Genomic DNA, 23,340 nt, shown 5'->3' with positions numbered 1-23,340 from the left:
CCAAGCTTGCAACGGGCACTAGCGCAAGTATAGGCGGCGCGGCAATGGAACATGACGCGCACCTTCTCGGCTCGTCCGAAATCGCCCGCATCGCGCGGCGGATCGAACGACCGTTGGTGCTGGTCGGCATGATGGGCGTGGGCAAGACCACCGTCGGGCGCAAGCTCGCCACGATGCTCCACCTGCCCTTCCTTGATGCCGACGAGGAAATCGAGCGGGCCGCGCACATGCCGATCCCCGAGATCTTTTCAACGTATGGCGAGCCCTACTTCCGCGATGGCGAACGCCGCGTGATCGTGCGCTTGATGGGAACCGGCAGACATACCGACCGCAAGGTGCTTTCGACCGGCGGCGGCGCATTCTGCAATGCCGAAACCCGCGCGCTGATCCTCGAGAAGGGCATCGCCATCTGGCTCGACAGCGACGTCGATACGCTGGTCGAACGCGTCGGCCGCAAGGACAACCGCCCGCTGTTGCGCACCGGCGATCCGCGCGAGATCCTCTCCCGCTTGAAGGCCGAGCGCGAGCCGTTCTATTCTCAGGCCCCCATCCACATCACCAGCGGCGCGCAGCCGCACCATGTGACGGCGGACAAGATCCTCAAGGCAATCGACAAATGGCTGTAATCCCCGTCGCCATCGCCGGCGCTCCGTATGAGGTACGGATCGAGGCAGGCCTGCTCGCCCGCGCCGGGGAGCATTGCCGCCCGTTCCTGCGCAAGAACCGCGTCGCGATCGTCACCGACGAGAACGTGGCAGCGGAGTGGCAGGCGCCGGTTACTGCCTCGTTCGATGCCGTCGGCATTGCCAGCGACTGGCTGATCCTGCCGCCGGGCGAAAGCACCAAGGGTTGGGAACAGCTTGCCCGTGTGGTCGACTGGCTTCTGGCGCTCGAAGTTGAGCGCAAGGACAACATCGTCGCTCTTGGCGGTGGAGTCATCGGTGACCTGACCGGCTTTGCCGCCTCCATGGTCAAGCGCGGCTGCGGTTTCATCCAGATCCCGACGACCCTCTTGGCGCAAGTCGATTCCAGCGTCGGCGGCAAGACCGCGATCAATACGCCTGCGGGCAAGAACCTCGTTGGCGCGTTCCACCAGCCCTCGCTGGTGCTCGCCGACCCGCTGGCGCTCGACACCCTGCCCTTGCGCGATACCCGCGCGGGTTATGCCGAAGTCGTCAAGTACGGGCTGATCGACGACGCGCCCTTCTTCGAATGGTGCGAGGCCAATGGCGCAAAGCTTCTGGCAGGTGACAGTGCCGCGCGCGAGACGGCCATCGCCAAGAGCGTTGCCGCCAAGGCGCGGATCGTGGCGGCAGACGAGAAGGAAACGGCGGGCATCCGCGCCCTGCTCAACCTTGGCCACACCTTTGGCCATGCGCTTGAGGCCGAGACCGGGTTCTCAGACCGACTGCTGCATGGCGAGGGCGTTGCGCTTGGCATGGTCCTGGCCGCGCGCTTCTCGGCGCGTCAGGGGTTGATGAGCGGGCAGGACGCGGGGCGGATCGTGGCGCACATGGAAGCGGTTGGGCTGCCCTCCTCCCTCAAGGCGCTCGGCCTCGATTGCAGCGGTCGCCGTCTGTCAGACCACATGCTCCACGACAAGAAGATGGACGCTGGGACCCTGCCGTTCCTGCTGCTGCGCGGCATTGGCGAGACGTTCCTGGCGAAGGACGTGGACCTGAATGAGGTGGCCGCGTTCCTTGATGAGGAACTGCGCGGCTAATCCTGCGGGATCAAATCGACCACTTCGAAGTCTGGCAGGACTGATCGCCGGAGCAGCGAGCGATGGCAACCGTGCGCTTCGCGCTCATAGCACAGCAATGCGACTTTTCGCTCGCTGGCGAGGCCTGCCAGCTTCGCACCCGCCGCGATGGCTTCGGGCAGTTCCAGCTGGCCGGCGTAGATGCGCTCCAGCGCTGCATGATCGTTGCGCCGAGCCGCAGCCCGCCCGTCCGCAGGCGTGCCGAGGGCTTTGAAGTGGACATAATCTATTCCCGCTTCGCGGGCATTGGCGGCAAGCGCCGTCTTGGAGAAGCCCGGCCTGCGCGACAGCGGCAAGGCGCGGACATCGGCCAGAACTTCGACGCCCGCATTGCACAGCGCGTTCATTACGGCAGACACGGTCGCCTGCTCATAGCCGATGGTCCAGATCGTGCGGATGGTCATGCCCATGAGGTGGGGAAGACCATCCGCAGATCAAGGGCTTACTTGCCGGTGAAGACCGCCTTGCGCTTTTCGAGGAAGGCGAGGCCGCCCTCCGCCGCATCGGCGCTGTCACCCGCTTTCCATTGCCCTTCGGCCTCGACCAGCAGGGCGCTGGCGTAATCAGCCTCGAGCGCCTTGGCGATGTTCTGGCGCATCGTGCCCAAAGCCACGGTCGGTCCGGCGGCAAGGCGCGTGGCCAGAGCCAAGGCTTCATCCTGCAGCGCGGCATCGTCTACCGCCTTGTAGATCAGGCCCCAGTTCTCCGCCTTCTCGGCACCGATCTTCTCGCCAAGCATCATCATCTCGGTGGCGCGGGCCTTGCCGACCAGACGCGTCAGCATCCACGATGCGCCGCCGTCGGGAACCAGTCCGATGTTGACGAACGCCTGCAGGAAATAGGCGCTACGGCCGGCAATCACGAAATCGCCAGCCAGCGCAATCGAGCAGCCCACACCCGCAGCCGGGCCGTTGACCGCCGTGACCACCGGAACCGGCAGGCGCGAAAGCGTCAGCATCAGCGGATTGTACGCCTGGGTCAGCGCGGTGTAGGCGCCGCGACCACCGGCGATCGAACGCTCTCCGCGCGCCGCAAGATCGGCGCCCGAGCAGAATGCGCGGCCTTCGCCGGTGATGACTACCGCCCGCGCACCATCAAGATCGTTGAGCGCAGTTGCGAGTTCCAGAGCCATGTTCGGCGGACAGGCGTTAAGGCGCTCCGGCCGATTGAGGACGATTTTCAGCACATCGCCGACACGCTCGACGCGAATGGTCTCGTAATCCATCTGGGCACCTTCTCCTTGGGCATCCGCAAACTGCATCGCGTACGAGCAATACCGTCTTGGCCGAGCGAATCCACCAAAACTTAACTGCTCGATTAAGATCGTCGTCACAGAGTCGCTGGAAGGGCCTTTAGGAGGTGCGCCGTGCTCTGGATATCCACCTATTGATCAGTCTGGGTAAGCTTGCGCAAAGGCAGCAGCTGCGCCGAAAAGTCCCGGCTGAGGGTGCGTGATCAGCTTGACCGGGATCGCGGCCATAAGTCCTTCGAAGCGGCCCTTGGCGCGGAAGCGGTCGGCAAAGCCCGATTTCACGAGTGTGTCCTTGATCCGAAGACCAAGGCCGCCCGCCATGACCACGCCGGTCGAGCCGTGGGCAAGCGCAAGATCACCGGCCACGCTGCCGAGCGAGAGGCAGAAGCGGTCCACCGCAGCGGCGGCGAGGCTGTCTTCGCCCGAGGTGCCGAGTTCCCACAACTCGCGGTCGGTGCGCGGCGTGTAGGGGCGGCCTTCCAGCAGGGCGAGTGCCTCGTAGATGTCCACGATCCCCGGCCCCGCCACGACGCGCTCGACCGACACCCGCCGATGCCGCTTGCGAAGGCCTGCAAGGATAGCGTCCTCGATGGAGTCGAGCGGGGCATAGTCGATGTGGCCGCCTTCGGTCGGCTGGACGCGATAGTTCCCGCTATCCCGCCTCAACTGCGCGACGCCAAGGCCGGTGCCGGGGCCGACGACGCTGATGACGCCAGTTTGCGGGAGATCTGTCTCGGGGCCGGAAAGGTGGAGGAAGTGGCTGTCCTCCGCCTGCGCCACCGCGTGAGCGACAGCGGCAAAGTCGTTGACCACCACGTAGCGCTCGGCACCGAGTTTTTCGGGGATCAGGGCGGGCCGGATGATCCAGGGATTGTTGGTGAACTTGATGATCTCGCCGCCGACGGGTCCTGCGACGGCGATGGCCGCTGCAGACGGCAGGGGCTTGCCTACGATCCGCCCGAAATCCTCCCAAGCAAGCTGGAATGACCCATGCTCGGCAGTCTTCAGAGTGACGGCCTCGCCAAGGGACAGGACCCTGCCCCCGCCCACTTCGGCCAAAGCGAAGCGCGCGTGGGTTCCGCCAATGTCGACGGCAACTACCTGCATTCCAACCCCCTCAAATTCGTTCTTTTCAGAGCCCGGCGGCTGCCAGCATCGCCGAACCGCCGCGCTCCGCTTCATCGGAATGCAGGCGCATCAGCGCGAATAGTTCGCGTCCTACGCCAAGACCGGCAGGCGGCGCGACAGCTTCTTCGCGTGCGTTCCATTCTTCTGTCGGGACAAGCGCTGCCAGTTCGCCGGTATTGGCGCAGACACGGACAACGTCGCCATCGCGCAGCTTTGCAAGCGGGCCGCCGGTCTTGGCTTCAGGAGAAACGTGGATTGCGGCAGGCACCTTGCCCGATGCACCGGACATCCGGCCGTCGGTGACCAGCGCCACCTTGAAGCCACGGTCCTGCAGCACGCCCAGCGGCGGGGTCAGCTTGTGCAGTTCGGGCATGCCGTTGGCTGCCGGACCCTGGAAGCGCACGACGACGACGACGTCCTTTTCGAGCTCCCCGGCCTTGAACGCAGCCAGCACGGCGTTCTGGTCCTCGAACACCCGGCACGGTGCCTCGATCGTCCAGCGCGAGGGATCGACGGCGCTGACCTTGATCGTGCCGCGACCGAGATTGCCCTTGAGCAAGCGGAACCCGCCTTCGGCCTGGAACGGCGCGGCGACCGGGCGCAGCATCTTCTCGTCGCCCGACGTTGCCGGAGCAGGATTCCACTTGAGCGCATCGCCATCCATGACCGGCTCCTGCGCGCCCTCTTCGAGCGACTTGCCATAGACGGTCATGATATCGGCATGGGCAAGGCCTGCACCGATCAGTTCGCGGATCACATAGGGCATGCCGCCTGCAGCGGCGAAGGCGTTCACATCGCCCGCGCCATTGGGATAGACGCTGGCGATCAGCGGCACGGCGCGGCTCAGCTCGTCCATGTCGTCCCAGTCGATCTGGATGCCGGCAGCGCGGGCGATGGCAGGCAGGTGGATCACATGGTTGGTCGAACCGCCCGTTGCCAAGAGGCCCGCGATTGCATTGACGATGGCCTTCTCGTCCACGCACAGGCCGAGCGGGCGATAGTCGTCGCCGTTCCATCCGATCTGGGTGATGCGATGGACGGCGGCGCGGGTCAGTTCCTGACGCAGCTTCAGGCCGGGCTGGACGAAGCTGGAGCCCGGCATATGCAAGCCCATCATCTCCATCATCATCTGGTTGGAGTTGGCAGTGCCGTAGAACGTGCAGGTGCCCGGCGAATGATAGCTGGCGCTCTCGCTTTCGAGCAGTTCGTCGCGCCCGACCTTGCCCTCGGCATAGAGCTGGCGGATTCGGACCTTCTCCTTGTTGGGAAGACCGCTCGGCATCGGGCCGGCAGGAACGAGGATCGTCGGCAGGTGGCCAAAGCGCAAGGAGCCGATCAGCAGGCCCGGCACGATCTTGTCGCATATGCCGAGCAGCAGCGCGCCTTCGAACATGGCGTGGCTGAGCCCGACGACCGCCGCCATGGCGATGTTGTCGCGGCTGAACAGCGACAGCTCCATCGAATCCTGGCCCTGCGTGACGCCATCGCACATCGCGGGCACGCCGCCTGCAACCTGTGCCGTCGCGCCAACTTCGCGGGCGAAGATCTTGATCTGCTCGGGGTAGCGGCCATAGGGCTGATGCGCCGAGAGCATGTCGTTGTAAGCGGTGACGATGCCGATGTTCATCGCCTTGCCGCTCTTGATCAGTGTCTTGTCCTCGCCAGAGGCGGCAAAGCCGTGTGCGAGGTTGCCGCAGGACAGTTGCGGACGGTTGAGCCCGTTGTCGCGCGAACGCTCGATCAGTTCGAGATAGGCGGCGCGCGTCGGGCGCGAGCGCTCGATAATGCGTTGGGTGACGCGCTCGACGATGGGGTTCAAGGGCATCATTCGCTCCAGTAGATGGTAACGGGCGGGCCGTAGCCGCGCAGGAATTGGGTCACGGGGTAGCGGTCGTCGCCTGCGATGGCGCTGTCGAGCAGTGCCTTCTTTGAGGAACCGGTCACGACGAGGATTATCTCCTTCGTCGTCTTCAAGGCTTTCTCGTTCAGGGTCAGGCGGTCGAATGGTGCCTCGGGTGGCAGCGGAATCGGCGTGGTCGCGATTACTGCAGCGCCGGGACGCACATGCGCCTTCATTTCGGGAAAGAGCGAGGCGACATGTCCATCCTCGCCCATGCCCAGCCAGACCAGATCGAAGGGCTCGACTTCCGCTCCTTCGACAAGCCGCTCGAACCGGGCCCCGGACAAGCCGAGGGCAGCATGGATCTTGCCGAAGTTGCTGGCCGGATGGTCGTCGGGCACGCGGCGGTCGTCGGTGAGCGCGATGGTTACGCTGGACCAAAAGAGCGGACGGTTCTTGAGCAGCGCCAGCACCTTGATCGGCGTAGAACCACCAGTAAAGGCGATGCGCTTGTGGCCTGGCGCGGAAACGACGCGCGCGATGTGATCGGCAACGGCAGCAGCGTCGCCGGGTTCGGCCCAATTCACAGTTGCAGGCGCGAAATCAGTCATTCCAGCTGCGTCCGTCACGTTCGGTCAGGGCGATCCCGGCGTTGGGGCCCCACGAACCGGCAGCATAGGGCTTCGCCTCCATGCCGGTGTCTGCCCAGACCTTGCGGATAGCATCGACCCATTTCCACTGCGCTTCCACTTCGTCACGGCGGACGAACAGCGTCTGCTCGCCTTCGATCAGGTCGAGCAGCAGGCGCTCGTAAGCGATGCGGCGGCGGGCTTTGGCGAAGGCGGTGGTCAGCGACAGGTCGAGGTTGACCTCACGCAGCACGATGCCGCCACGATCCAGTCCCGGCTCCTTGGCCATGACCTGCAGGCGCACGTACTCTTCCGGCTGAAGGCGGATGACGAGACGGTTGGCCCGTATCCGGCCGCCACGTTCCGCAAAGACGTTGTGCGGCACCTGCTTGAACTCGACGACAATCTCGCTGCGCCGTTCGCCCAGACGCTTGCCCGTGCGCAAGTAGAACGGCACCCCAGTCCAACGCCAGTTGTCGACATGGGCCTTGATGGCGACGAAAGTCTCGGTGTCCGAAGCCTCGCCAAGGTCCTCCTGATAGCCGGTGACCGAGGTGCCCTTGACCGCGCCGGTGCGGTACTGGCCGCGCACCATTTCTTCCGCCTTGACCGGGCGCAGCGCGCGCAGGACCTTGACCTTTTCGTCGCGGATCGAGGTTGCGTCGAGGTTGGCGGGCGGCTCCATCGCGGTCAGCGCCAGCAGCTGGAGCATGTGGTTCTGAACCATGTCGCGCAGCGCGCCGGTGTCGTCGTAGAAGCCCTTGCGACCTTCAAGGCCGACCGTCTCGCTGACCGTGATCTGCACATGGTCGATGCCGCCTGCGTTCCACAGCGGTTCGAACATCATGTTGGCAAAGCGCAGCGCCATGAGGTTCTGAACCGTTTCCTTGCCGAGGTAATGGTCGATCCGGAAGATCTGTTCCTCGGCGAAGGCAGCGGCAACCGCGTCGTTGATGCGGGTGGACGAGGCAAGATCGTTGCCGAGCGGCTTTTCAAGGCCGATGCGCACGTTGGCGTGGGCCAGCCCTGCCCGCTTCAGGCCTTCGATGGTGGGTTCGAACAGGAAGGGTGCGGTCGACAGGAAGATCGAGAGGCCGCACGAGGTATCGCCAAGCTTCTTCGCGAGTTCGCCGAAGCCATCGACGTTGGATGCGTCAAGCGTCTGGTACTCAAGTCGGTCGAGGAAACTGGCGAGCTTCTCTTCGTCGCGACGGTCCTCGGGCAGGAATTCAGCGAGGGCGGCGCGGGCGAACTCGCGAAACTCGGCGTCGTCATGCTCTGACCGGGCGGTGCCGACGATGCGCAGGTCCGGGCGGATCAACCCATCCTCGTGCAGAGCATAGAGCGACGGGAGCAGCATGCGCCGCGAAAGGTCCCCGGTCGCGCCGAACAGCAGCAGGGCCGAGCAACTGGTTTCGATCATCGACGCTAATCTCCCTTGGCAATGCGGCCCGCCGAATATGGCGCCGGGCCGGTGCCTTGCACATGGCCCTAGACCCTTCGTCCGCCCGGTTCAGCACGCATATGTATGCAGGATAGCTATGCGTGCAAAAGCGGTCGGCGATGGTTTGCACTGCACCATCGCCGACCGCAATCGTTTCCGGCCTTACTGCAGTTACTTGCCCGGATGCAGGCGCACGGCAAGACCGCCGCCGGGGGCCAGCCAAGCCGGCAGGACATCGCCCTTCTTCACCTTCAGCGTGGCATAGGCGATGCGGTGGCGGGCCTCGGTTTCGTAAGTCGCGCCCTCACCGTCCTTCCACACCGTGGCAGTGTAGGTCTTGCCGGGATCGAGGAAGTCGAGGCTCAGCGAAACGTCACGCGCGGTCGCATCATTGACCCCGCCTACGTACCAGTCCGCGCTATTGCGGTCCTTGCGCGCGAAGATCGCATAGTCGCCCACTTCGCCCGCAATCAGGTGGCTTTCCGACCAGTCTGCAGGAACCTGCTTGATGAAGGCCAGTTCCTTCGGGTGCGCCTCAAGGCTCTCGATTAAGTCCGCCGCCATCTGGATCGGGGAATAGATCGCGAGGTAAAGGCCGAGCTGCTTGGCCAGCGTGGAAGCCAGCGGCACGTGGTTGGCGCCCTCAAGGCTCAGGATGCCTGGCGTGAAGTCCATCGGGCCCGACAGCATGCGGGTATAGACCAGCGTCGGTTCATGGTCCGGTCCGTTGGCGAACTGGCCCCAGGCGTTGTATTCCATGCCGCGCGCACCTTCGCGGTCGATCCAGTTGGGATAGGTGCGGCGCAGGCCGGTGTCCTTGACCGGTTCGTGGGCATTGACGACGATGTGGTACTTGGCGGCCATCTCGACCACCTTGAGATGGTGCTGCACCTGGCGCTGGCCGTCGTGGTACTCCATCTTGTACGTATCCGGCGTGTCACCGGGCGCGAGGATGCCTCCCGCATCCGCGACATAGCCGGTCTTGACGGCACGGACGCCGAGCTTGTCGTAGAGCTTCATCGCGTCTTCGAGCTGGGCTTCGTAGTTCGCGATGTTGCCGCCGGTTTCATGGTGGCCGATCAGCATGACGCCCTTCTTGGCGCCGTACTTCGTCACCGCCTCGATATCGAAATCGGGTGTTGCCTGAGTGTAGCTGAAGTCCTTGCCGTTGCCGAACCAGGTGCCGTTCCAGCCCTTGTCCCAGCCTTCGACGAGCACGCCGCGGAAACCGTTCTTCGCGGCAAAGTCGATGTACTGCTTTGTCCGCTCGGTCGTCGCGCCGTGCTTGGGACCTTCCGCCCAGGTCCAGTCACCGCGGATCATGCCCCACCAGATGCCGATGTACTTCATTGGCTTGAAGTAGGAGACGTCGCCGATCTTGTTCGGTTCGTTGAGGTTCAGTTCAAGGTCGTTCTCGACGATGCCCTTGGCGCTGTCGGCCACGCGCATGGTGCGCCATGGCGTGTTGAACGGAAGGGCGCGTATGACCTTCGGACCGTTGGGCGACGGCGAGAGGGTTGCGCGGAAGGAGGTGCCAGTCTGGCGCTTCAGCCACATGGCGGAGTAGTCGACGAGCGCGGCCTCGTGGAACGAGAGGTGCGTGCCATCGTCCAACTTCATCGTGATTGGCGTATGCGCGGTGGAAACGCCGTCGATCGGGGTCTTCTGGTAGACCTGCTCGTAGCGGTTCCATTCGCCACCCGGAATCCACCAGGCGGTGCCGTTCTGCGCGACGTTGAACTCGGTCAGCTCGTCGGCGATCTTCATCACCTTCATCGCGGGCTGCTCGGGGATTTCGTAGCGGAAGCCGAAGCCGTCGTTGAACAGGCGGAAACGGACGTTCATGCGGCGGCCGCCCCAGTCGGACACCTGCTCGAACTTCACCAGCAGTTCGTTGTGATTGTCGGTGACGTAGCGCCGCTCGCCCCAAGGCTGCTCCCAGGTTTCCTTGCCCGATGCGGTTTCGCTGCCGATGATCTTCTGGCCGCGCTGCATGGTCGGGCCATCGCTGGTGATGAAGCCGAGCATCGAGGAGCCAAGCAGCAGCTTGCCCTTGCGGGTCAGGCTGTACAGCGGGTGGCCATCGTTGTCGGTGGTGACCGAAAGCACGAGGCTGCCATCGGGCGAAGAGGCCGTCACCGTCTCGGCCAGTGCAGGCGTGACGAAGGCGCACGAAAGGGTCAGCGCCAGCGGCGCTGCGACGTTCAGAAGGTTACGCATCAGATCCTCTCTTCGATCAGCAACGCGCCGAATGGCGGCAACTGTCCAGCAGTGGCGCCGTTGACCGACGCGATTTCCTTTCCTTCCCGCACCAGCCCTTGCGGCCAGACCACCGGGACGGAGGACAGGTTGAACAAGCCTGCAATCGATTGCTCACCTGAAAGACGACGGATGGCAAGTAGGCATTCGTCTGCATGGAGCACTTCGAACGTGCCAAGCCGGAGGGCGTCATTCTCGCGGCGAAGCTTCAGCAGCTTTGTCGTGAGATTGAGCAATGAGGACTGATCGGCTTCCTGCCGGTCCACTGCGCGCGCAAGGTTCTCTTCGCCCACAGGCAGCCATGGCGAGCCGGAGGTGAAGCCTCCCTCGCCCGACTGCACCTGCCACGGCATCGGCGTGCGCGCACCATCGCGCGAAAGCGTCAGCGGCCAGTTGGCGATCGCTTCGGGATCCTGCAGCTGTTCGAACGGGATATCGACCTGCGTCAGCCCCAGTTCCTCGCCCTGATAGACGATGATGTTGCCACGCAGCGAGGCGAACAGCATCGCCTTCAGCCGCGCGAATGCCTCGCGATCTTCTGGCTGGCACCAGCGGGACAGCGCGCGGGGCGCGTCATGGTTCTCGAAGGCCCAGCTCGGCCAGCCAATGCCCGGGGCATCGGGCCACTTGGCCACCGCTTGCTCGACGAACTTGGGCGTGAGCTTGTCGGCGTAGAGGAAGTCGAAGCCGTAGGCGCTATTGAGGTGATCCTCGCCCGCAGTGAAGGCCTTCATCTCGGTCTCGGCCAGATCGCCCCCGACTTCGGCGACGGTGAACACTGCGCCATATTCATCGCACAGCTTCCGCGCGCGCTGGATGAACTTGAGGATGTCCGGGTGCGACTGGTTGTAGATCTTGAGCTGGTAGTCGAACGGGCGCGTCTTGCGGCGGCCGTCGTCGGGCGCGGGCGGATTGTCACGCAGCGTCGGGTCGTGCATCAGGAAGTTGAGCGCATCGAGGCGGAAGCCGTCCACGCCGCGATCCAGCCAGAAACGCATCACGCCGAGCAACGCTTCCTGAACGTCGGGATTGTGCGCGTTGACCTGAGGCTGGCTCGAAAGGAAGTTGTGCAGGTAGTATTGGCGGCGGCGCGCATCCCAGGTCCAGGCCGGGCCGCCGAAGACGGACTGCCAGTTGGACGGCGGGGAGCCATCGGGCTTGGGATCGGCCCAGACGTACCAGTCGGCCTTGTCGTTCAGCTGGTCCTGACGGCTTTCCTCGAACCATGGATGCAGGTCGGAGGTATGGGCATAGACCTGGTCGATCGTGACCTTGAGCCCGAGTTCGTGCGCGCGCTTCACCATGGCGTCGAAATCGGCAAGCGTGCCGAAGATCGGATCGACATCGCAGTAGTCGGCCACGTCATAGCCGAAATCGCGCATCGGGGACTTGAAGAACGGCGACACCCAGATCGCATCGACGCCAAGCCGGGCGACATGCTCCAGACGCTGGGTAATGCCCGGCAGGTCGCCGATCCCGTCACCGTTGGAATCGCAGAAGCTGCGCGGATAGATCTGGTAGATCGCGGCACCCCGCCACCACGGCGCTTCGGCCTTTGGCTTGGGGGTGGCAAGAACGGCTTCTGAAGTCTTCATCGAACAGTATTTTCCGGGGAGGGAGCGAGGCGGCAGACCATGCTGCCGAAGGCGGGTAGCTCCACGGTAACGCTGCCGGGCGCGGAAACCTGCGCCGGGCAAGGACCGTAAAGCGTCTCAAGGCTTGTTGCGGACGTCCCGATCACGCTTTGCACGGAAATCGGCTTGTCCGATGTATTGAAGGCGATGAAATATTCGGTACCGCTAACCGGATCGAAGCGGGAGACCGAAAACAGTCCGGGCTTCTCCGAATACGTTCGCGTAATCTGGCGTCCTCGCGCAAGTGCCGGATGTTCCTTGCGAAGTTTCGCGAGGCCGGAAATCAGCCGGTAGAATGGATGGGCCGGATCGAAATTGGCCACCGCAGTGGTGGAAGTTGAGCCGAGAAGCCTGTTGTCGTTGTAACTCAGGACCTTGCTTGCGAACATGTCCTCGCGCGCATCCTGATCGTTGCCATCGCCAACGAAGCCCTGCTCGTCGCCGTAGTAGATGACCGGCGATCCCCGCAGGGTCAGCAGCATGACGTGGGCCAGTTCGACGCGGCTCGTCAGTTCGGCCTCGGAAATCCCCGGCATGTCCTTGGCGAGCAGCGTGGAGAAGCGCCCCATGTCGTGATTGCCGAGGAAGGTCGGCATCGCCAGCACTGCTTCTTCACCACCCTGGTAGAGAACGTCGCCATCGAAGGTGTCGGCGAGAACCTCCGTGCCCTTGCCCTGCCCCAGTACCGCGCGAACTGCACCCTGGAATGCGAAATCGAGTACCGCCGGGTAGCCGTCTCGGCGGGTGTAACGCGCGATGGTGCCGGGATCAGGCCCCTCGTTCGCCACTTCACCGAAGATGGTGAAGTTCGGGATGCCAGCCTGCTTGGCGGTGTCGAGCATTGCCGGGATGAACGCTTGCCAGAAGCCCGGATCGACATGCTTGGCGGTATCTATGCGATAGCCGTCGATGCCGTACTGCTTGATCCAGTCGGCATAGATTTCGATCATCCCGGCGCGGACGCGCGGGTGTTCGGTGAACAGGTCATCGAGACCGGCGAAGTCGCCAAAGCGGCTGTTTTCGCCACGGAAAGTGCTGTCGCCGCGGTTATGGTAGTAAATCGGATCGTTGAGCCAGTCCGGCACTTTCACATGTGCTTCGGCAGGTGGCACGAACGGTTCGTATGCCGCCCCCGGATCGGTCAGCTTGGCAAAGTTCGCCGCGCTCGAATCCTCGTCCCCGGCAAATCCGGGATTGATCGGCTTTCCGTACAACCCACCCTTGCGCGAGTACGGCCAGTTGGCCCGATCCCGGTAGGTGTATTGCCCACCCTTGTACTGGATCACGTCCGCCGTGTGGTTGGCGATGATGTCCATGTAGACTTTCATGCCCCGCGCGTGGGCGGCGTCGACCAGAGCCTTGAACTCGGCATTGGTCCCGAAGTGCGGATCGACGCGGGTGAAGTCGGTTACCCAGTAGCCATGGTATCCGGCGCTCTCGAGGCCCGGACCGCCCTGAACCGGCTTGTTCGTGAACACCGGTGCCACCCAGATCGCGGTTGCGCCGAGGCCTTGCAGATAATCGAGCCGCGCGGTCAGCCCCTTCAGATCGCCGCCATGGTAGAAGCCCTTGGCGGAAGGATCGAAGCCGGTCTTGAAGCGGTCACCCTTCAGGCCGCCGCGGTCGTTGCGCTTGTCGCCGTTCTCGAAGCGATCGGGTAGCAGGAAATAGATCGTCTCCCCGGCCGCTGGACGCGCCCTAACCTCGGCCAAGGGCGTATCGGCCAAGGCGGGCTGTACGGCGAGCAGCGAAAGCAGGGAGAAACCGAGAAACTTACGCATGTGCCGGCACCTGTCCGCAGACGTGAGCCACGTATTCGGCGTGGGATGGCATTCGGGCAACGTCCTTTTCGTATGCACCGCGCACGGTATCGAGGAAGCCCTTGAGGCTTGCGGGAGCGACCTGGTCGGCCAGCGGGTGCCAGCGCTCGGGCATCACCCCCTGCCCGATCATGACCTGGACCCAACCGGGCACGTCGAACAGTTCATCGTGCTCGCGCACGACGCGGCCCGATGCGCGGAACATGGCAAGACGCTCGCCCAAGGCCTCGGGGAGTTGCCCGTCTGCTTCCATTTGCCGCAGAGAGTCCCAGAAGGGTTCGCCGTACCTGCCATTGGCGACGTAATGGAGGATCACGAAGTCGCGGATGCGCTCGATCTCGAAAGTCGCGAGGCGATTGTAGGCATCGCGGTCTGCGTCCTGCACCGGGCCGTTGGGAAGGAAGTCGACAAGGCGGCTGATTGCGGTCTGGATCAGGTGGATCGAGGTTGACTCGAGCGGTTCGATGAAGCCCGACGACAGACCCACCGCCACGACGTTGCGTTCCCAGAACTTTGCGCGCCTACCGGCCTTGAAGCGGATCGTGCGCGGGTCTGCCAGTTGCTCGCCGTCGAGACGGCCAACGAGCCGCGCAGTGGCTTCGTCCTCGCTCATCATGTCAGAGCAGAAGACGTGACCGTTGCCGGTGCGGTGCTGGAGCGGTATCCGCCAGCACCAGCCTGCAGGCTGGGCAATCGAACGGGTATAGGGAACGAGCGGCTCGGCCCTCGCACAGGGCACAGCGACTGCGCGATCGCACTTCAGCCAATGGCTCCAGTCGACATATTCCACGCCCATTTCCTGCCCGAGCAGCAGGCTGCGGAAGCCCGAGCAATCGACGAAAAGATCGGCTTCGATCACCTCGCCGCGATCCAGCCTGAGGGCCGAGAGGTCGCCGCTAGCGGCATCGCGATCAAATCCGACGATGCGTCCCTCGATCCGGCGAACGCCGCGCGCTTCGGCATAGCGACGCAGGAACGCGGCATAGAGCGAGGCATCGAAATGGTAGGCATAGGGCATTGGCGGCAGGGCACTGCCCTGCGGCCGATCGATGTGGGCAAACTTGTTGCTGTCACAGGCGACAGCATTGAGCACGAATTCGCCAAGCGGCCCGGCAAGGCCCTGTGCACGGCCGCGCAACCAGTAATGATGGAATGGCAAGACGCCGAGGCTGCGCCCGGTCAGGCCGAAGCCATGGATGTAGCGATCGTCGAAACCGCCCCAGCCCTCGAAGGCGATGCCGAGCTTCCAGGTGCCATGCGTCTCGCGCAGGAACTGGGCTTCGTCGATACCGAGTGTCTGGTTGAACAGGCGGACCATCGGAATGGTTGCTTCGCCCACGCCCACGGTGCCGATATCCTCGGATTCGACAAGGGTGATCTGCCAATGCGGCGAGGCGAGCCGGGACAAGGCGGCTGCCGTCATCCATCCCGCCGTGCCACCACCTGCGATGACGATCCTGCGCTGATGTGAAGCTGGCACGTCCGTTCTCCCGCAGTCCGAAATAGAAGAGTGCCTTCTGCGGGCACGTTATGGCAACGTCTCTCTTCCCCCGGAAGGGTGGAGGGGGCGGGATGAGGCCGCCCCCTCCGGAGGGATCAGAACTTGTAGTTGAACCCGGCCATGAAGCGGCGGCCATAGGTCTGGTAGTTGCGGATCTGGAGCGGGGCTCCGTTGTCCACCGAGACGAACGGCTCGTCGGTCAGGTTCTGGCCCTGGACGAACAGCGACAGGCCGTGCAGCGGGCTCGTGTCCTTGAAGTCATAGCCGACCTGGGCGTCGACGATGGTTTCCTTCAGCGCGCGGCGCAGTTCACGCTCACCGCCGAAGCCGACGAAGATGCCCTGGAACGACGAGCGGTGACGGGCCGAGACGCGAGCGTTGAAGCCGGCCTTCTCGAAGAACAGCGTGCCCGAGGCAACCCAGCGCGAATAGTCCGGCAGGTCCATCGCATTGGCGTTCGGACCCGGCTTGATCGAGGTCTTGGTGTAGCCAAGGCCGCCGGTGAAGCCGAACCCTTCGAGCGCCGGGGTGATGACCTCGAACGGCAGGGTGCCGGCTAGTTCGACACCGTAGAGCTTGCCGCCGGTGCCATTGACCGCCGTGTTGATCGTGCCGACGTAGTTGGTGATCGGAACGGGCGCGACGATCGGCAGGCCCGTGTAGTCGTAGGGGACGACATCCTTGTAGATGTAGTTGTCCAGCTTCTTGTAGAACATCTGCAGGCCGATGTAGCCCTTGCGACCGAAGTACTTCTCGATGTTCAGGTCCGCCGCCCAGGCGCGGTACGGGCGCAACTGCGGGTTGCCGCCGTTGCCGGTGATCACGCCGCTGTTGACGTTGTAGCTGTAGTCGAGGCTGACCTTCATGTCCTCGAAGCGCGGACGCTGGATTTCGCGGGCCGCGGCGAAGCGGACAACCCAGTCACCCGGAATACGGAAGTTGAGGTTGAGGCTCGGCAGGATGTCCCAGTAGCGGGCGCCGCGAACGGTCGGCACCAGCGATGCGGCGGCGAGGTTCACGAAGCCGCGTGACTTCTGCTCGGTGTTCTGCGCGAGGACGCCGATGTTGCCGTCCATCTCGACGTCGCCAAACGTCGCCTTGAGATCGCCCTTCAGGTAGATCGACATCACGCGCTCGGTGACCGAGTAGGCCTTGGCCGGAACGTCCTTCGAGGCGTTGAGCGTCTTCACGTAGACGCCGTCCTCGACCATGCGGAACGGATCGTAGCCGATGATCGGACCCGCGCCGATGAAGGAGAGGTCGGTAGCGCCGGTGCGGTACTGCTCGGGCACCACCAGAGACTTCGCGCCGCCAGCGAGGTTGAGGAAGTACTCTTCCGGAGTCTTGGCCTTGGTGCGATCGACATAAGCCGTGCCGACAGTAACCTTCGAGAGGAAGCTGTCTTCGAGTTCCTTGCCGACTTCGACCTGGAAGCTCTTGATCTCGTCATCAATGATGCGGTCGTTGTAGTAGCCTTCCTGCGACCCCTTCGGCGCACCGCCACCCCAACCGAGCGGATCGGTGAGGACGATGGTGTTGTAGTTGCCGTAGTCGAGAACGTGGCTGGTGAAGCTTGTGCCGGTCGGGCCGCTGACGAAGGTCAGGGTGTCGGTGGCACCGACGCCACCGCCGGGGCCGGTACCGGCGTTGGTTTCTAGGCTGAGTTCGTTGCGGTCGGTCTTCGAGTAACCGAAGTCGAACGAGGCCGACCAGCCATCTTCACCGGCCCAGGCCGCGTTGAAGCCGCCCGAGAAGATGTCCGAATTGCGCTCGTAACCGTGATTGTTGACGACGGCTTCGACGCCCGAGAACGTGCCCTTGGTGATCAGGTTGCCCGAAGTCTCGATGCCGGTGGGCGACAGTTGCGCACCGCTCCAGGCGAGCGGGAATTCGATCCCGCGCTTGATCTGCTTGTCCTTGAAGTTGCCGTAGAAGCCGTCAACCGTCAGCGTCAGTTCGTCGACCGGCTTGAACTGCACGGTACCCTGGATGCCGAGGCGCTTGAGCTGGGTCGAAACGCCGAACGGCTTCATGCCGCCGATGATCTTGGTGCTGTTCGGACCGTCGGCATAGCCCCAGGCTTCGAACTCCTGCGCCTGATAGGGCTCGTCGGTGTAGGCAGCCGAAAGCGCGACGCCGAGGCGGTCTTCCATGAACTGGCCGACATAGGTTGCCGTTGCGCGGTAACCGAACTCGTTGCTGTCCTTGTTGACCTTGCCGAGATCGGCATAAGTGCCGCGACCGCCGAACGAGAGCAGGCCCTTGCCGAACTCGAGCGGACGGATCGTCTTGATGTCGACGGTGCCGACAAGACCTTGGTGGACCAAGTTGGCTTGCGGCGTCTTGTAGACGTCGACGCGGCTGACGATTTCCGAGGGGAACTGGTCGAACTCGACGTTGCGCTGCTCGCCGGTCGAAGTCTGCGGGCGACCGTTCAGCGTGGTCGAGGACAGGTCGGCGCTCGAACCGCGAATGGCGATGGAGTTGGCGCGACCGAACAGGCGCTGCGTGGTGAGACCCGGCAGGCGGGCGATCGATTCACCGATCGAGGCATCGGGCAGACGGCCGATGTCTTCGGCGGAAACCGATTCCACGATGACCGGCGAGGTCTTCTTGACGTTGACCGCCGTTGCGAGCGCGGCGCGGAAGCCGGTCACGACGATGGCCTGCTCCTGGCCTTCGGGTGCGGCTTCGGTTGCCTGGGCCTGATCCTGTGCCGCTGCCGCGTCCTGCGCCATGGCCGGGGTTGCCGCGAGGGCGACCGTGATGGCGGCGAGCGATACGCCCGCAGCAGCGGATAATGTGCGAATTGCCATGTTGAAACTCACTCCCCCAAGCCGGATCGTTCCGGCCCTGAACCTTGTGCGAAAAGCTCGATCGACTCCGGCGGTTGCCGCTGATCCCGGCCTTCCGCTCCATTTCGGTTTAAAGGGGCGATGAAGAATGACGAATATGGCATACGTATACTATGCGTATCACCGGGCCGAGATTGGTTTCAGATGATGCTTTCCGGCAACGGTCCGCACCTGCAGCAAAGGCCTGAAAACACGGGGCAACAGGTCTGCTCACGGCAACGGCCGAGCGGTGCCATTGCATGAGCCGCGCATCACGCATACACTCCGGCGAGACCGACCACGGGACCACACCGGGCGGTGGGAGTGATGGGGACATGGGGCGCAGGCCTTCCAATAAACCAACCAGTTTCGACATTGCCTACCTCGCCGGCGTTTCGCAGCCGACGGTGAGCCGTGCGCTGCGTGGCAGCAAATCGGTCAGCCTCGCCACCCGCCAGAAGATCGAGGCGATTGCGCGGCAGCTGAACTACACCGTCGACAAGAATGCGTCGTCACTGCGCTCGCAGCGCTCGAACACGCTGGCGCTGCTGTTCTTCGAGGACCCGACGCCCGACGAATCCAACATCAACCCGTTTTTCCTTGCCATGCTCGGCTCGATCACGCGCCATTGCGCCAATCGCGGGCTGGACCTGCTGATCTCGTTCCAGAAGCTCGATGACGACTGGCACAAGCGCTATCAGGACAGCCACCGCGCCGATGGGCTGATCCTGCTCGGTTATGGCGACTACACCGCGTACGAGCCGCGCCTGCGCCAGTTGATCAGATCGGGCACCCATTTCGTGCGCTGGGGATCGGTCGATGAAGGAACGATCGGCGCCACAGTTGGCTCCGACAACTTCGGTGCCGGACGGCTCGCAGGCGAACACCTGCTGGCGCGCGGGCGCAAGCGCATCGCGTTCCTCGGGCAGGCCGATTCCCACTACCCTGAATTCGAGCAGCGCTACGCAGGTCTGGCCAAGGCCATTGCGACCGCAGGCCTGCAACCCGATCCGGCGCTGGTTGTCGATGCAGTATCCTCAGAGGAAGTCGGCTACCGCGCCGCGCGCGAACTGATCGCGCGAGGGAACGCCTTCGATGCCATCTTCGCCGCCAGCGACCTCATCGCCATCGGCGCAATGCGCGCTCTGGCCGAAGCTGGATTGTCCGTCCCGGGCGACGTTGCCGTCGTCGGATTTGACGACATTCCTGCCGCAGCATTCACCTCCCCGCCATTGACCACGATCATGCAGGATATCAGGCTGGCGGGCGAAGCGCTGGTGGAATGCGTGCTGGCGCAGGTGGAAGGACGGCCGCCCAATCCGCGCGTCCTCCCCGCCCGGCTGGTCGTGCGGGCCAGCAGCGGCGGCTGATTCCGCAACGTGCATTTGTTTGGTATTCGTATGCGCATCGATTGCAGCGAGCGGCGGATTCTGCGACTTCGCGCTGCCTGGATCACTTGACGGGCCTGAATTCGATCCAAGGGCGCGGCAGACGTCCCATGCGCGAAACCGTTCGCCATCACGGAGAGACGATGACTGCACCGACCGCCGCCCGCATCGCTGAAAAACCACGGCAGAGCTTCTGGGGCCTGTGGAACATCGGCTTCGGCTATTTCGGCATCCAGCTCGCCTTTGCGCTGCAGAACGCCAATGTCAGCCGCATCTTCCAGTCGCTGGGCAGTTCGGTGGACGATCTGGCGTTCCTGTGGATCGCGGGTCCGGTGACTGGCCTCATCGTGCAACCCTTGATCGGCTACCACTCGGACCGGACGTGGGGCAGACTGGGAAGGCGCCGGCCATACTTTCTGGCAGGCGCGGTGCTTGCCGCACTTGCGCTTGTCGGACTTCCCAATACCGGCCTGCTGCTGCTGGCGGCGGCGTTCCTGTGGCTGCTCGATGCATCGCTCAACGTGGCGATGGAGCCGTTCCGCGCCTTTGCCGGAGACATGACGCCTGATGATCAGCGAGCGCAGGCCTTCGCCTTCCAGACCTGCTTCATCGGTGCAGGGGCTGTGCTGGGCAGTCTCGCCCCGGCCCTGTTCAACTGGCTCGGGATAGCCAACACCGCTGCGGAAGGCGTGATCCCTCCTTCGGTCCGCTACAGCTTCTATCTCGGCGCTGCGGCCATGGTTCTGAGCGTCGGGTGGACTGTGCTGCGCGTGCGCGAGTACTCACCCGAGCAGATGGCCGCTTTCGAAGGCGCCGCCGAAGAGGCTCATGCCGCGCAGCATGAACCCCTTGTCTATCCACGGAGCGGACCCTTCTGGATCGCGGCAGGGACAGTACTTCTCGCTCTCGTCGCCTATCTGGCGCTCGACAAGCAACTCTATGTGCTCGGCGGTGGCCTGGTCGTGTTCGGCGCCATGCAGATCGGGGTTCGCGCCACGTCGGCAAAGGGTGCACTGGCTCATATCGTGAGCGATCTCGCGCAGATGCCCGTGCAGATGCGCCAGCTTGCGTTTGCCCAGTTCTTCACCTGGATCGGCTTTTTCATCGTCTGGATCTACACGACCCCGGTGGTGACTGCCCAAGCCTTTGGTGCAACTGACGCCACCAGCGCTGCATTCAATGCGGGTGCCGACTGGGTCGGCGTGATGTTTGCCTTCTACAACGGCATCGCCGCGATCGCTGCATTCCTTCTTCCGGTCATGGCTCGAAGGATCGGCAATGCGGCCACCCACGCGGTTGCGCTGTTGTGCGGCGCCTCAGGCTTCGTCGGATTGCTCGTAATCCGCGATCCCGGCCTGCTGCTGCTTCCGATGGTCGGGATGGGCATCGCCTGGGCCTCGGTGCTATCGATGCCCTATGTGATCCTCACGCGCGTCCTGCCGCCCCGCAAGTTCGGGATCTATATCGGCATATTCAACTTCTTCGTGGTGATACCGCAGCTGGTGGTGGCCACCCTCATGGGCGGCGTGATGCGCAGCTTCTTTCCCGGCGAACCGCGCTGGACGATGCTGGTGGCGGCACTGATGATGGCTTCGGCGGCAGCAGCAATGATGCTGGTAAAGGAAAACGCAAGGGCTTCTGGCGAATGAGCAAACAAGGACTGATCGGCGCGGTGGAAGCTGGTGGTACGAAGTTCGTGCTGGCACTGGCAACGCAGGATGGCGAAATCCTCGCCCGTACGCGCATGCCGACACAAACTCCGGTCGAGACATGGCCCGCCATGCAGGCGTTCTTCGAACAGGCCGCTGCCGAGCATGGGCCAATCGCCGCATTCGGCGTGGCAAGCTTCGGCCCGATCGACATCGACCCGGCCTCGGCGGCGTATGGCACGTTCACCACCACGCCCAAGCCGGGCTGGTCAGGCGCGCGCTTTCATGACGTGCTGGCCGGCTTCGACGCCCCGATCAAGGTCGATACCGACGTGAATGGCGCTGCGATCGGCGAGTGGATGGCCGGCGCCGGGCAAGGCTGCCGCACGGTTGCATACACGACCATAGGCACGGGGATCGGCACAGGTGTCGTGCGCGATGGGCGTTCGCTGATGGGGATATCCCACTTTGAAAGCGGCCATATCATGCCGCCGCGAGACGCTGCGCGGGATCCGTTTGCAGGCATCTGTCCCTATCACGGCGATTGCCTGGAAGGTCTGGCCTGCGGGCCGGCCATCGAGCGCCGCTGGGGCACCAGTCTCGACAAGCTTGGCCCGACCGAAACCGGCATCGTCGCCGATTACATCGCGCACCTGGCCAGCACGTTGGTGCTGCTGCACATGCCGGACCGGCTGATCTTCGGCGGCGGCGTGATGAAGGCTCCGGGACTGGTGGAGATGGTGCGCAAGGCCACTGCCGCCAAACTCAATGGCTATGTCCAGCATCCGCGTCTGGACGAAGGACTCGAAGGCTACATCGTCACGCCGGGCCTTGGCGACGACGCCGGGATCACCGGCGCGATCGAGCTTGGCCGTCAGGCCCTGGCAGCAAGATAGCGGACCGCAACTTCGCCCTTGCCGCGCAGGGCCCAGGCCTCTCCGGCAAGGCGATGCTGCAACGTGAGGCAATCCGCCCCGCGTCCGGCAATGACTTCGATGCTGCCCGTGTCGAGCCATATCTCGACTGGGGCATCTTCGGTCAGCCGCATCGCGCAACGCTTGTCGAGTTGCGGGGTCACGGGATCGGTCCGCTCGACCGTCAGCGTGCCTTGCGCAAGCGTGCATGCGAGCCTGCGGCCTGCATCGTCAGACAGAGCAAGACTCCATTCCGAATTTCCCGGAAGGCCGAGGAGTGCTGCGGAAGCAAGCGGCTGGCAGCCCTCGTCTGCCGTGATCGTCTCGGCATTCGCGAACAGGGTCCGGCACGACGGCTCGACGGTCTGGACAAGGCGAAAGCCGCCACTGTCCGGACGTAGCGAGAGACGCCGGGGCAGGCTCATTGCACCGCGCCAGCCCTGCGGCGGCAGATGCTTCTGCACGGCATGATTGCCCATCCACCCGATCCAGGTCGGCCGATCCATGCGATCGCGCGGTTCGGTCCAGCCAATCGCAGCGTAGAACTCGTCGCCATGATCGGCCACTTGCCATCCTGTTTCTGGCATGAAGCGCACGCCATCGAATGTGCCGACGCGATAGAGCGCGCCCGAACCAGGCGCGCCTGAGAGCACGTCGACCTTGAACAGCCACCGCGTTTCCTGACTGCCCTCGATCGGTAACTCGACGAGGAACGGACATTCCCACAGGTGGCCGGGAGCGCCGTCGCGAGGTATCTCCGACATCTCGGACCAGCTCTTGAGATCGGGGGAGCTGTAGAGGAGCGCGCGGTTCTCGTCTGACAGCACGACAACCATGATCCAGCGGCGCGTCGGCTCATGCCAGAAGACGCTGGGATCGCGAAAGTCGGCCATCTTTCGGTCAAGCACGGGGTTGCCCGCAAACTTCGCGAAGGTGCGGCCGTGGTCGGTGCTGGCGGCGAGGCACTGGAACTGGTGGAGGCGATCGGTGCGGGCGCCGGTGTAGATGGCGACCATCGCATCTGCGCCGAACCCGGCGCTGTTGGCGTGGTCGATGACGGCGGAGCCTGAGAAGATCATGGTCTGATCTTCCTCGGCCAGAGCGACCGGCAATTCCTGCCAGGTCGCCAGATCGGGGCTGACGGCGTGGCCCCACGACATGTGCCCCCACTCCTCCCCGAACGGGTTGTACTGGTAGAACATGTGCCATTCCCCGTCCTGCCAGACGAGGCCGTTGGGATCGCTCAACCAGTTGGCGGCGGGGGCGTAGTGGTAGCGGGGGTGCAT

At 63.9% G+C, this 23,340-nt stretch carries 17 protein-coding genes; 5 read left to right on the top strand and 12 right to left on the bottom strand.

Translation table 11 applies throughout. The annotated features are described in order from the left end of the window. Window positions 1-44: 44 nt before the first annotated feature. Both I2488_RS02900 and aroB read left to right on the top strand, forming a co-directional pair. Window positions 45-626, top strand: coding sequence for a shikimate kinase (locus tag I2488_RS02900; protein WP_196274327.1), 582 nt, complete (start codon window positions 45-47; stop codon window positions 624-626). Beyond that, the gene (aroB, locus tag I2488_RS02895; RefSeq protein WP_196274326.1) at window positions 617-1,723 is read left to right on the top strand and encodes a 3-dehydroquinate synthase; all 1,107 of its coding nucleotides are present in this window, start codon (window positions 617-619) and stop codon (window positions 1,721-1,723) included. The genes I2488_RS02900 and aroB overlap by 10 nt, the downstream gene beginning before the upstream one ends. On the opposite strand, the gene I2488_RS02890 is transcribed toward aroB, so the two are convergent. The 11 genes from I2488_RS02890 to I2488_RS02840 form a co-directional block, all read right to left on the bottom strand. Then, a complete protein-coding gene (locus tag I2488_RS02890) occupies window positions 1,720-2,166 on the bottom strand; it encodes a DUF488 domain-containing protein (protein WP_196274325.1) in 447 nt (148 codons plus the stop codon). The two genes, aroB and I2488_RS02890, sit on opposite strands and share 4 nt — an antisense overlap. Before the next feature lie 38 nt (window positions 2,167-2,204). Beyond that, window positions 2,205-2,987 carry an enoyl-CoA hydratase-related protein gene (locus tag I2488_RS02885; protein WP_196274324.1) on the bottom strand — a complete coding sequence of 261 codons (783 nt, stop codon included), beginning with the start codon at window positions 2,985-2,987 and terminating at the stop codon, window positions 2,205-2,207. Between the two features lie 165 nt (window positions 2,988-3,152). Next, window positions 3,153-4,121, bottom strand: a complete 969-nt coding sequence (locus I2488_RS02880; protein WP_196274323.1) for a glucokinase — start codon at window positions 4,119-4,121, stop codon at window positions 3,153-3,155. A gap of 25 nt (window positions 4,122-4,146) precedes the next feature. Continuing rightward, entirely contained in the window at window positions 4,147-5,967 is a 1,821-nt protein-coding gene (gene edd / locus I2488_RS02875) for a phosphogluconate dehydratase (protein WP_196274322.1), read from the bottom strand. Then, on the bottom strand, window positions 5,967-6,593 hold the full coding sequence (locus I2488_RS02870) for a 6-phosphogluconolactonase (protein ID WP_196274321.1): 627 nt from the start codon (window positions 6,591-6,593) through the stop codon (window positions 5,967-5,969). The genes edd and I2488_RS02870 overlap by 1 nt, the downstream gene beginning before the upstream one ends. Continuing rightward, complete coding sequence (zwf, locus tag I2488_RS02865) at window positions 6,586-8,034, bottom strand: glucose-6-phosphate dehydrogenase (protein WP_196274320.1); 1,449 nt, start codon at window positions 8,032-8,034, stop codon at window positions 6,586-6,588. Before zwf ends, I2488_RS02870 begins: the two co-directional genes overlap by 8 nt. A 192-nt stretch (window positions 8,035-8,226) precedes the next feature. Further along, a complete protein-coding gene (locus I2488_RS02860; protein ID WP_196274319.1) occupies window positions 8,227-10,275 on the bottom strand; it encodes a glycoside hydrolase family 97 protein in 2,049 nt (682 codons plus the stop codon). After that, entirely contained in the window at window positions 10,275-11,909 is a 1,635-nt protein-coding gene (locus I2488_RS02855; RefSeq protein ID WP_196274318.1) for an alpha-amylase family glycosyl hydrolase, read from the bottom strand. The genes I2488_RS02860 and I2488_RS02855 overlap by 1 nt, the downstream gene beginning before the upstream one ends. After that, on the bottom strand, window positions 11,906-13,729 hold the full coding sequence (locus I2488_RS02850; RefSeq protein WP_196274317.1) for an alpha-amylase family glycosyl hydrolase: 1,824 nt from the start codon (window positions 13,727-13,729) through the stop codon (window positions 11,906-11,908). Before I2488_RS02850 ends, I2488_RS02855 begins: the two co-directional genes overlap by 4 nt. Next, entirely contained in the window at window positions 13,722-15,248 is a 1,527-nt protein-coding gene (locus I2488_RS02845; RefSeq protein WP_196274316.1) for an FAD-dependent oxidoreductase, read from the bottom strand. The genes I2488_RS02850 and I2488_RS02845 overlap by 8 nt, the downstream gene beginning before the upstream one ends. Window positions 15,249-15,364: 116 nt before the next feature. After that, window positions 15,365-18,085 (bottom strand): TonB-dependent receptor, encoded by a 2,721-nt coding sequence (locus I2488_RS02840; protein WP_196274315.1) that lies wholly within the window; start codon window positions 18,083-18,085, stop codon window positions 15,365-15,367. A gap of 353 nt (window positions 18,086-18,438) precedes the next feature. Between I2488_RS02840 and I2488_RS02835 the strand changes: the two genes are divergently transcribed. From I2488_RS02835 to I2488_RS02825, 3 genes are all read left to right on the top strand, one after another. Next, window positions 18,439-19,473, top strand: a complete 1,035-nt coding sequence (locus I2488_RS02835; protein WP_196274314.1) for a LacI family DNA-binding transcriptional regulator — start codon at window positions 18,439-18,441, stop codon at window positions 19,471-19,473. 161 nt (window positions 19,474-19,634) lie between these two features. Next, window positions 19,635-21,140 carry an MFS transporter gene (locus I2488_RS02830; protein WP_196274313.1) on the top strand — a complete coding sequence of 502 codons (1,506 nt, stop codon included), beginning with the start codon at window positions 19,635-19,637 and terminating at the stop codon, window positions 21,138-21,140. After that, window positions 21,137-22,036, top strand: coding sequence for an ROK family protein (locus tag I2488_RS02825; protein WP_196274312.1), 900 nt, complete (start codon window positions 21,137-21,139; stop codon window positions 22,034-22,036). Before I2488_RS02830 ends, I2488_RS02825 begins: the two co-directional genes overlap by 4 nt. Here I2488_RS02825 and I2488_RS02820 read toward each other — a convergent pair. Further along, window positions 22,015-23,340: a glycoside hydrolase family 32 protein gene (locus I2488_RS02820; RefSeq protein WP_196274311.1), complete on the bottom strand. Its 1,326-nt coding sequence runs from the start codon at window positions 23,338-23,340 to the stop codon at window positions 22,015-22,017. The genes I2488_RS02825 and I2488_RS02820 overlap by 22 nt on opposite strands.

It is taken from the genome of Novosphingobium jiangmenense (assembly GCF_015694345.1).
GTDB classification, from domain to species: domain Bacteria; phylum Pseudomonadota; class Alphaproteobacteria; order Sphingomonadales; family Sphingomonadaceae; genus Novosphingobium; species Novosphingobium jiangmenense.
Note: the sequence above shows the minus strand (reverse complement) of the source record. Positions and strands in the feature narration are given on the sequence as shown.

Excerpts from the sequence above, each read along its gene's own strand:
- I2488_RS02900 (WP_196274327.1), top strand. The coding sequence starts at position 45 with ATGGAACATGACGCGCACCTTCTCGGCTCGTCCGAAATCGCCCGCATC.
- aroB (WP_196274326.1), top strand. The coding sequence starts at position 617 with ATGGCTGTAATCCCCGTCGCCATCGCCGGCGCTCCGTATGAGGTACGG.
- I2488_RS02890 (WP_196274325.1), bottom strand. The coding sequence starts at position 2,166 with ATGACCATCCGCACGATCTGGACCATCGGCTATGAGCAGGCGACCGTG.
- I2488_RS02885 (WP_196274324.1), bottom strand. The coding sequence starts at position 2,987 with ATGGATTACGAGACCATTCGCGTCGAGCGTGTCGGCGATGTGCTGAAA.
- I2488_RS02880 (WP_196274323.1), bottom strand. The coding sequence starts at position 4,121 with ATGCAGGTAGTTGCCGTCGACATTGGCGGAACCCACGCGCGCTTCGCT.
- edd (WP_196274322.1), bottom strand. The coding sequence starts at position 5,967 with ATGCCCTTGAACCCCATCGTCGAGCGCGTCACCCAACGCATTATCGAG.
- I2488_RS02870 (WP_196274321.1), bottom strand. The coding sequence starts at position 6,593 with ATGACTGATTTCGCGCCTGCAACTGTGAATTGGGCCGAACCCGGCGAC.
- zwf (WP_196274320.1), bottom strand. The coding sequence starts at position 8,034 with ATGATCGAAACCAGTTGCTCGGCCCTGCTGCTGTTCGGCGCGACCGGG.
- I2488_RS02860 (WP_196274319.1), bottom strand. The coding sequence starts at position 10,275 with ATGCGTAACCTTCTGAACGTCGCAGCGCCGCTGGCGCTGACCCTTTCG.
- I2488_RS02855 (WP_196274318.1), bottom strand. The coding sequence starts at position 11,909 with ATGAAGACTTCAGAAGCCGTTCTTGCCACCCCCAAGCCAAAGGCCGAA.
- I2488_RS02850 (WP_196274317.1), bottom strand. The coding sequence starts at position 13,729 with ATGCGTAAGTTTCTCGGTTTCTCCCTGCTTTCGCTGCTCGCCGTACAG.
- I2488_RS02840 (WP_196274315.1), bottom strand. The coding sequence starts at position 18,085 with ATGGCAATTCGCACATTATCCGCTGCTGCGGGCGTATCGCTCGCCGCC.
- I2488_RS02835 (WP_196274314.1), top strand. The coding sequence starts at position 18,439 with ATGGGGCGCAGGCCTTCCAATAAACCAACCAGTTTCGACATTGCCTAC.
- I2488_RS02830 (WP_196274313.1), top strand. The coding sequence starts at position 19,635 with ATGACTGCACCGACCGCCGCCCGCATCGCTGAAAAACCACGGCAGAGC.
- I2488_RS02825 (WP_196274312.1), top strand. The coding sequence starts at position 21,137 with ATGAGCAAACAAGGACTGATCGGCGCGGTGGAAGCTGGTGGTACGAAG.
- I2488_RS02820 (WP_196274311.1), bottom strand. The coding sequence starts at position 23,340 with ATGCACCCCCGCTACCACTACGCCCCCGCCGCCAACTGGTTGAGCGAT.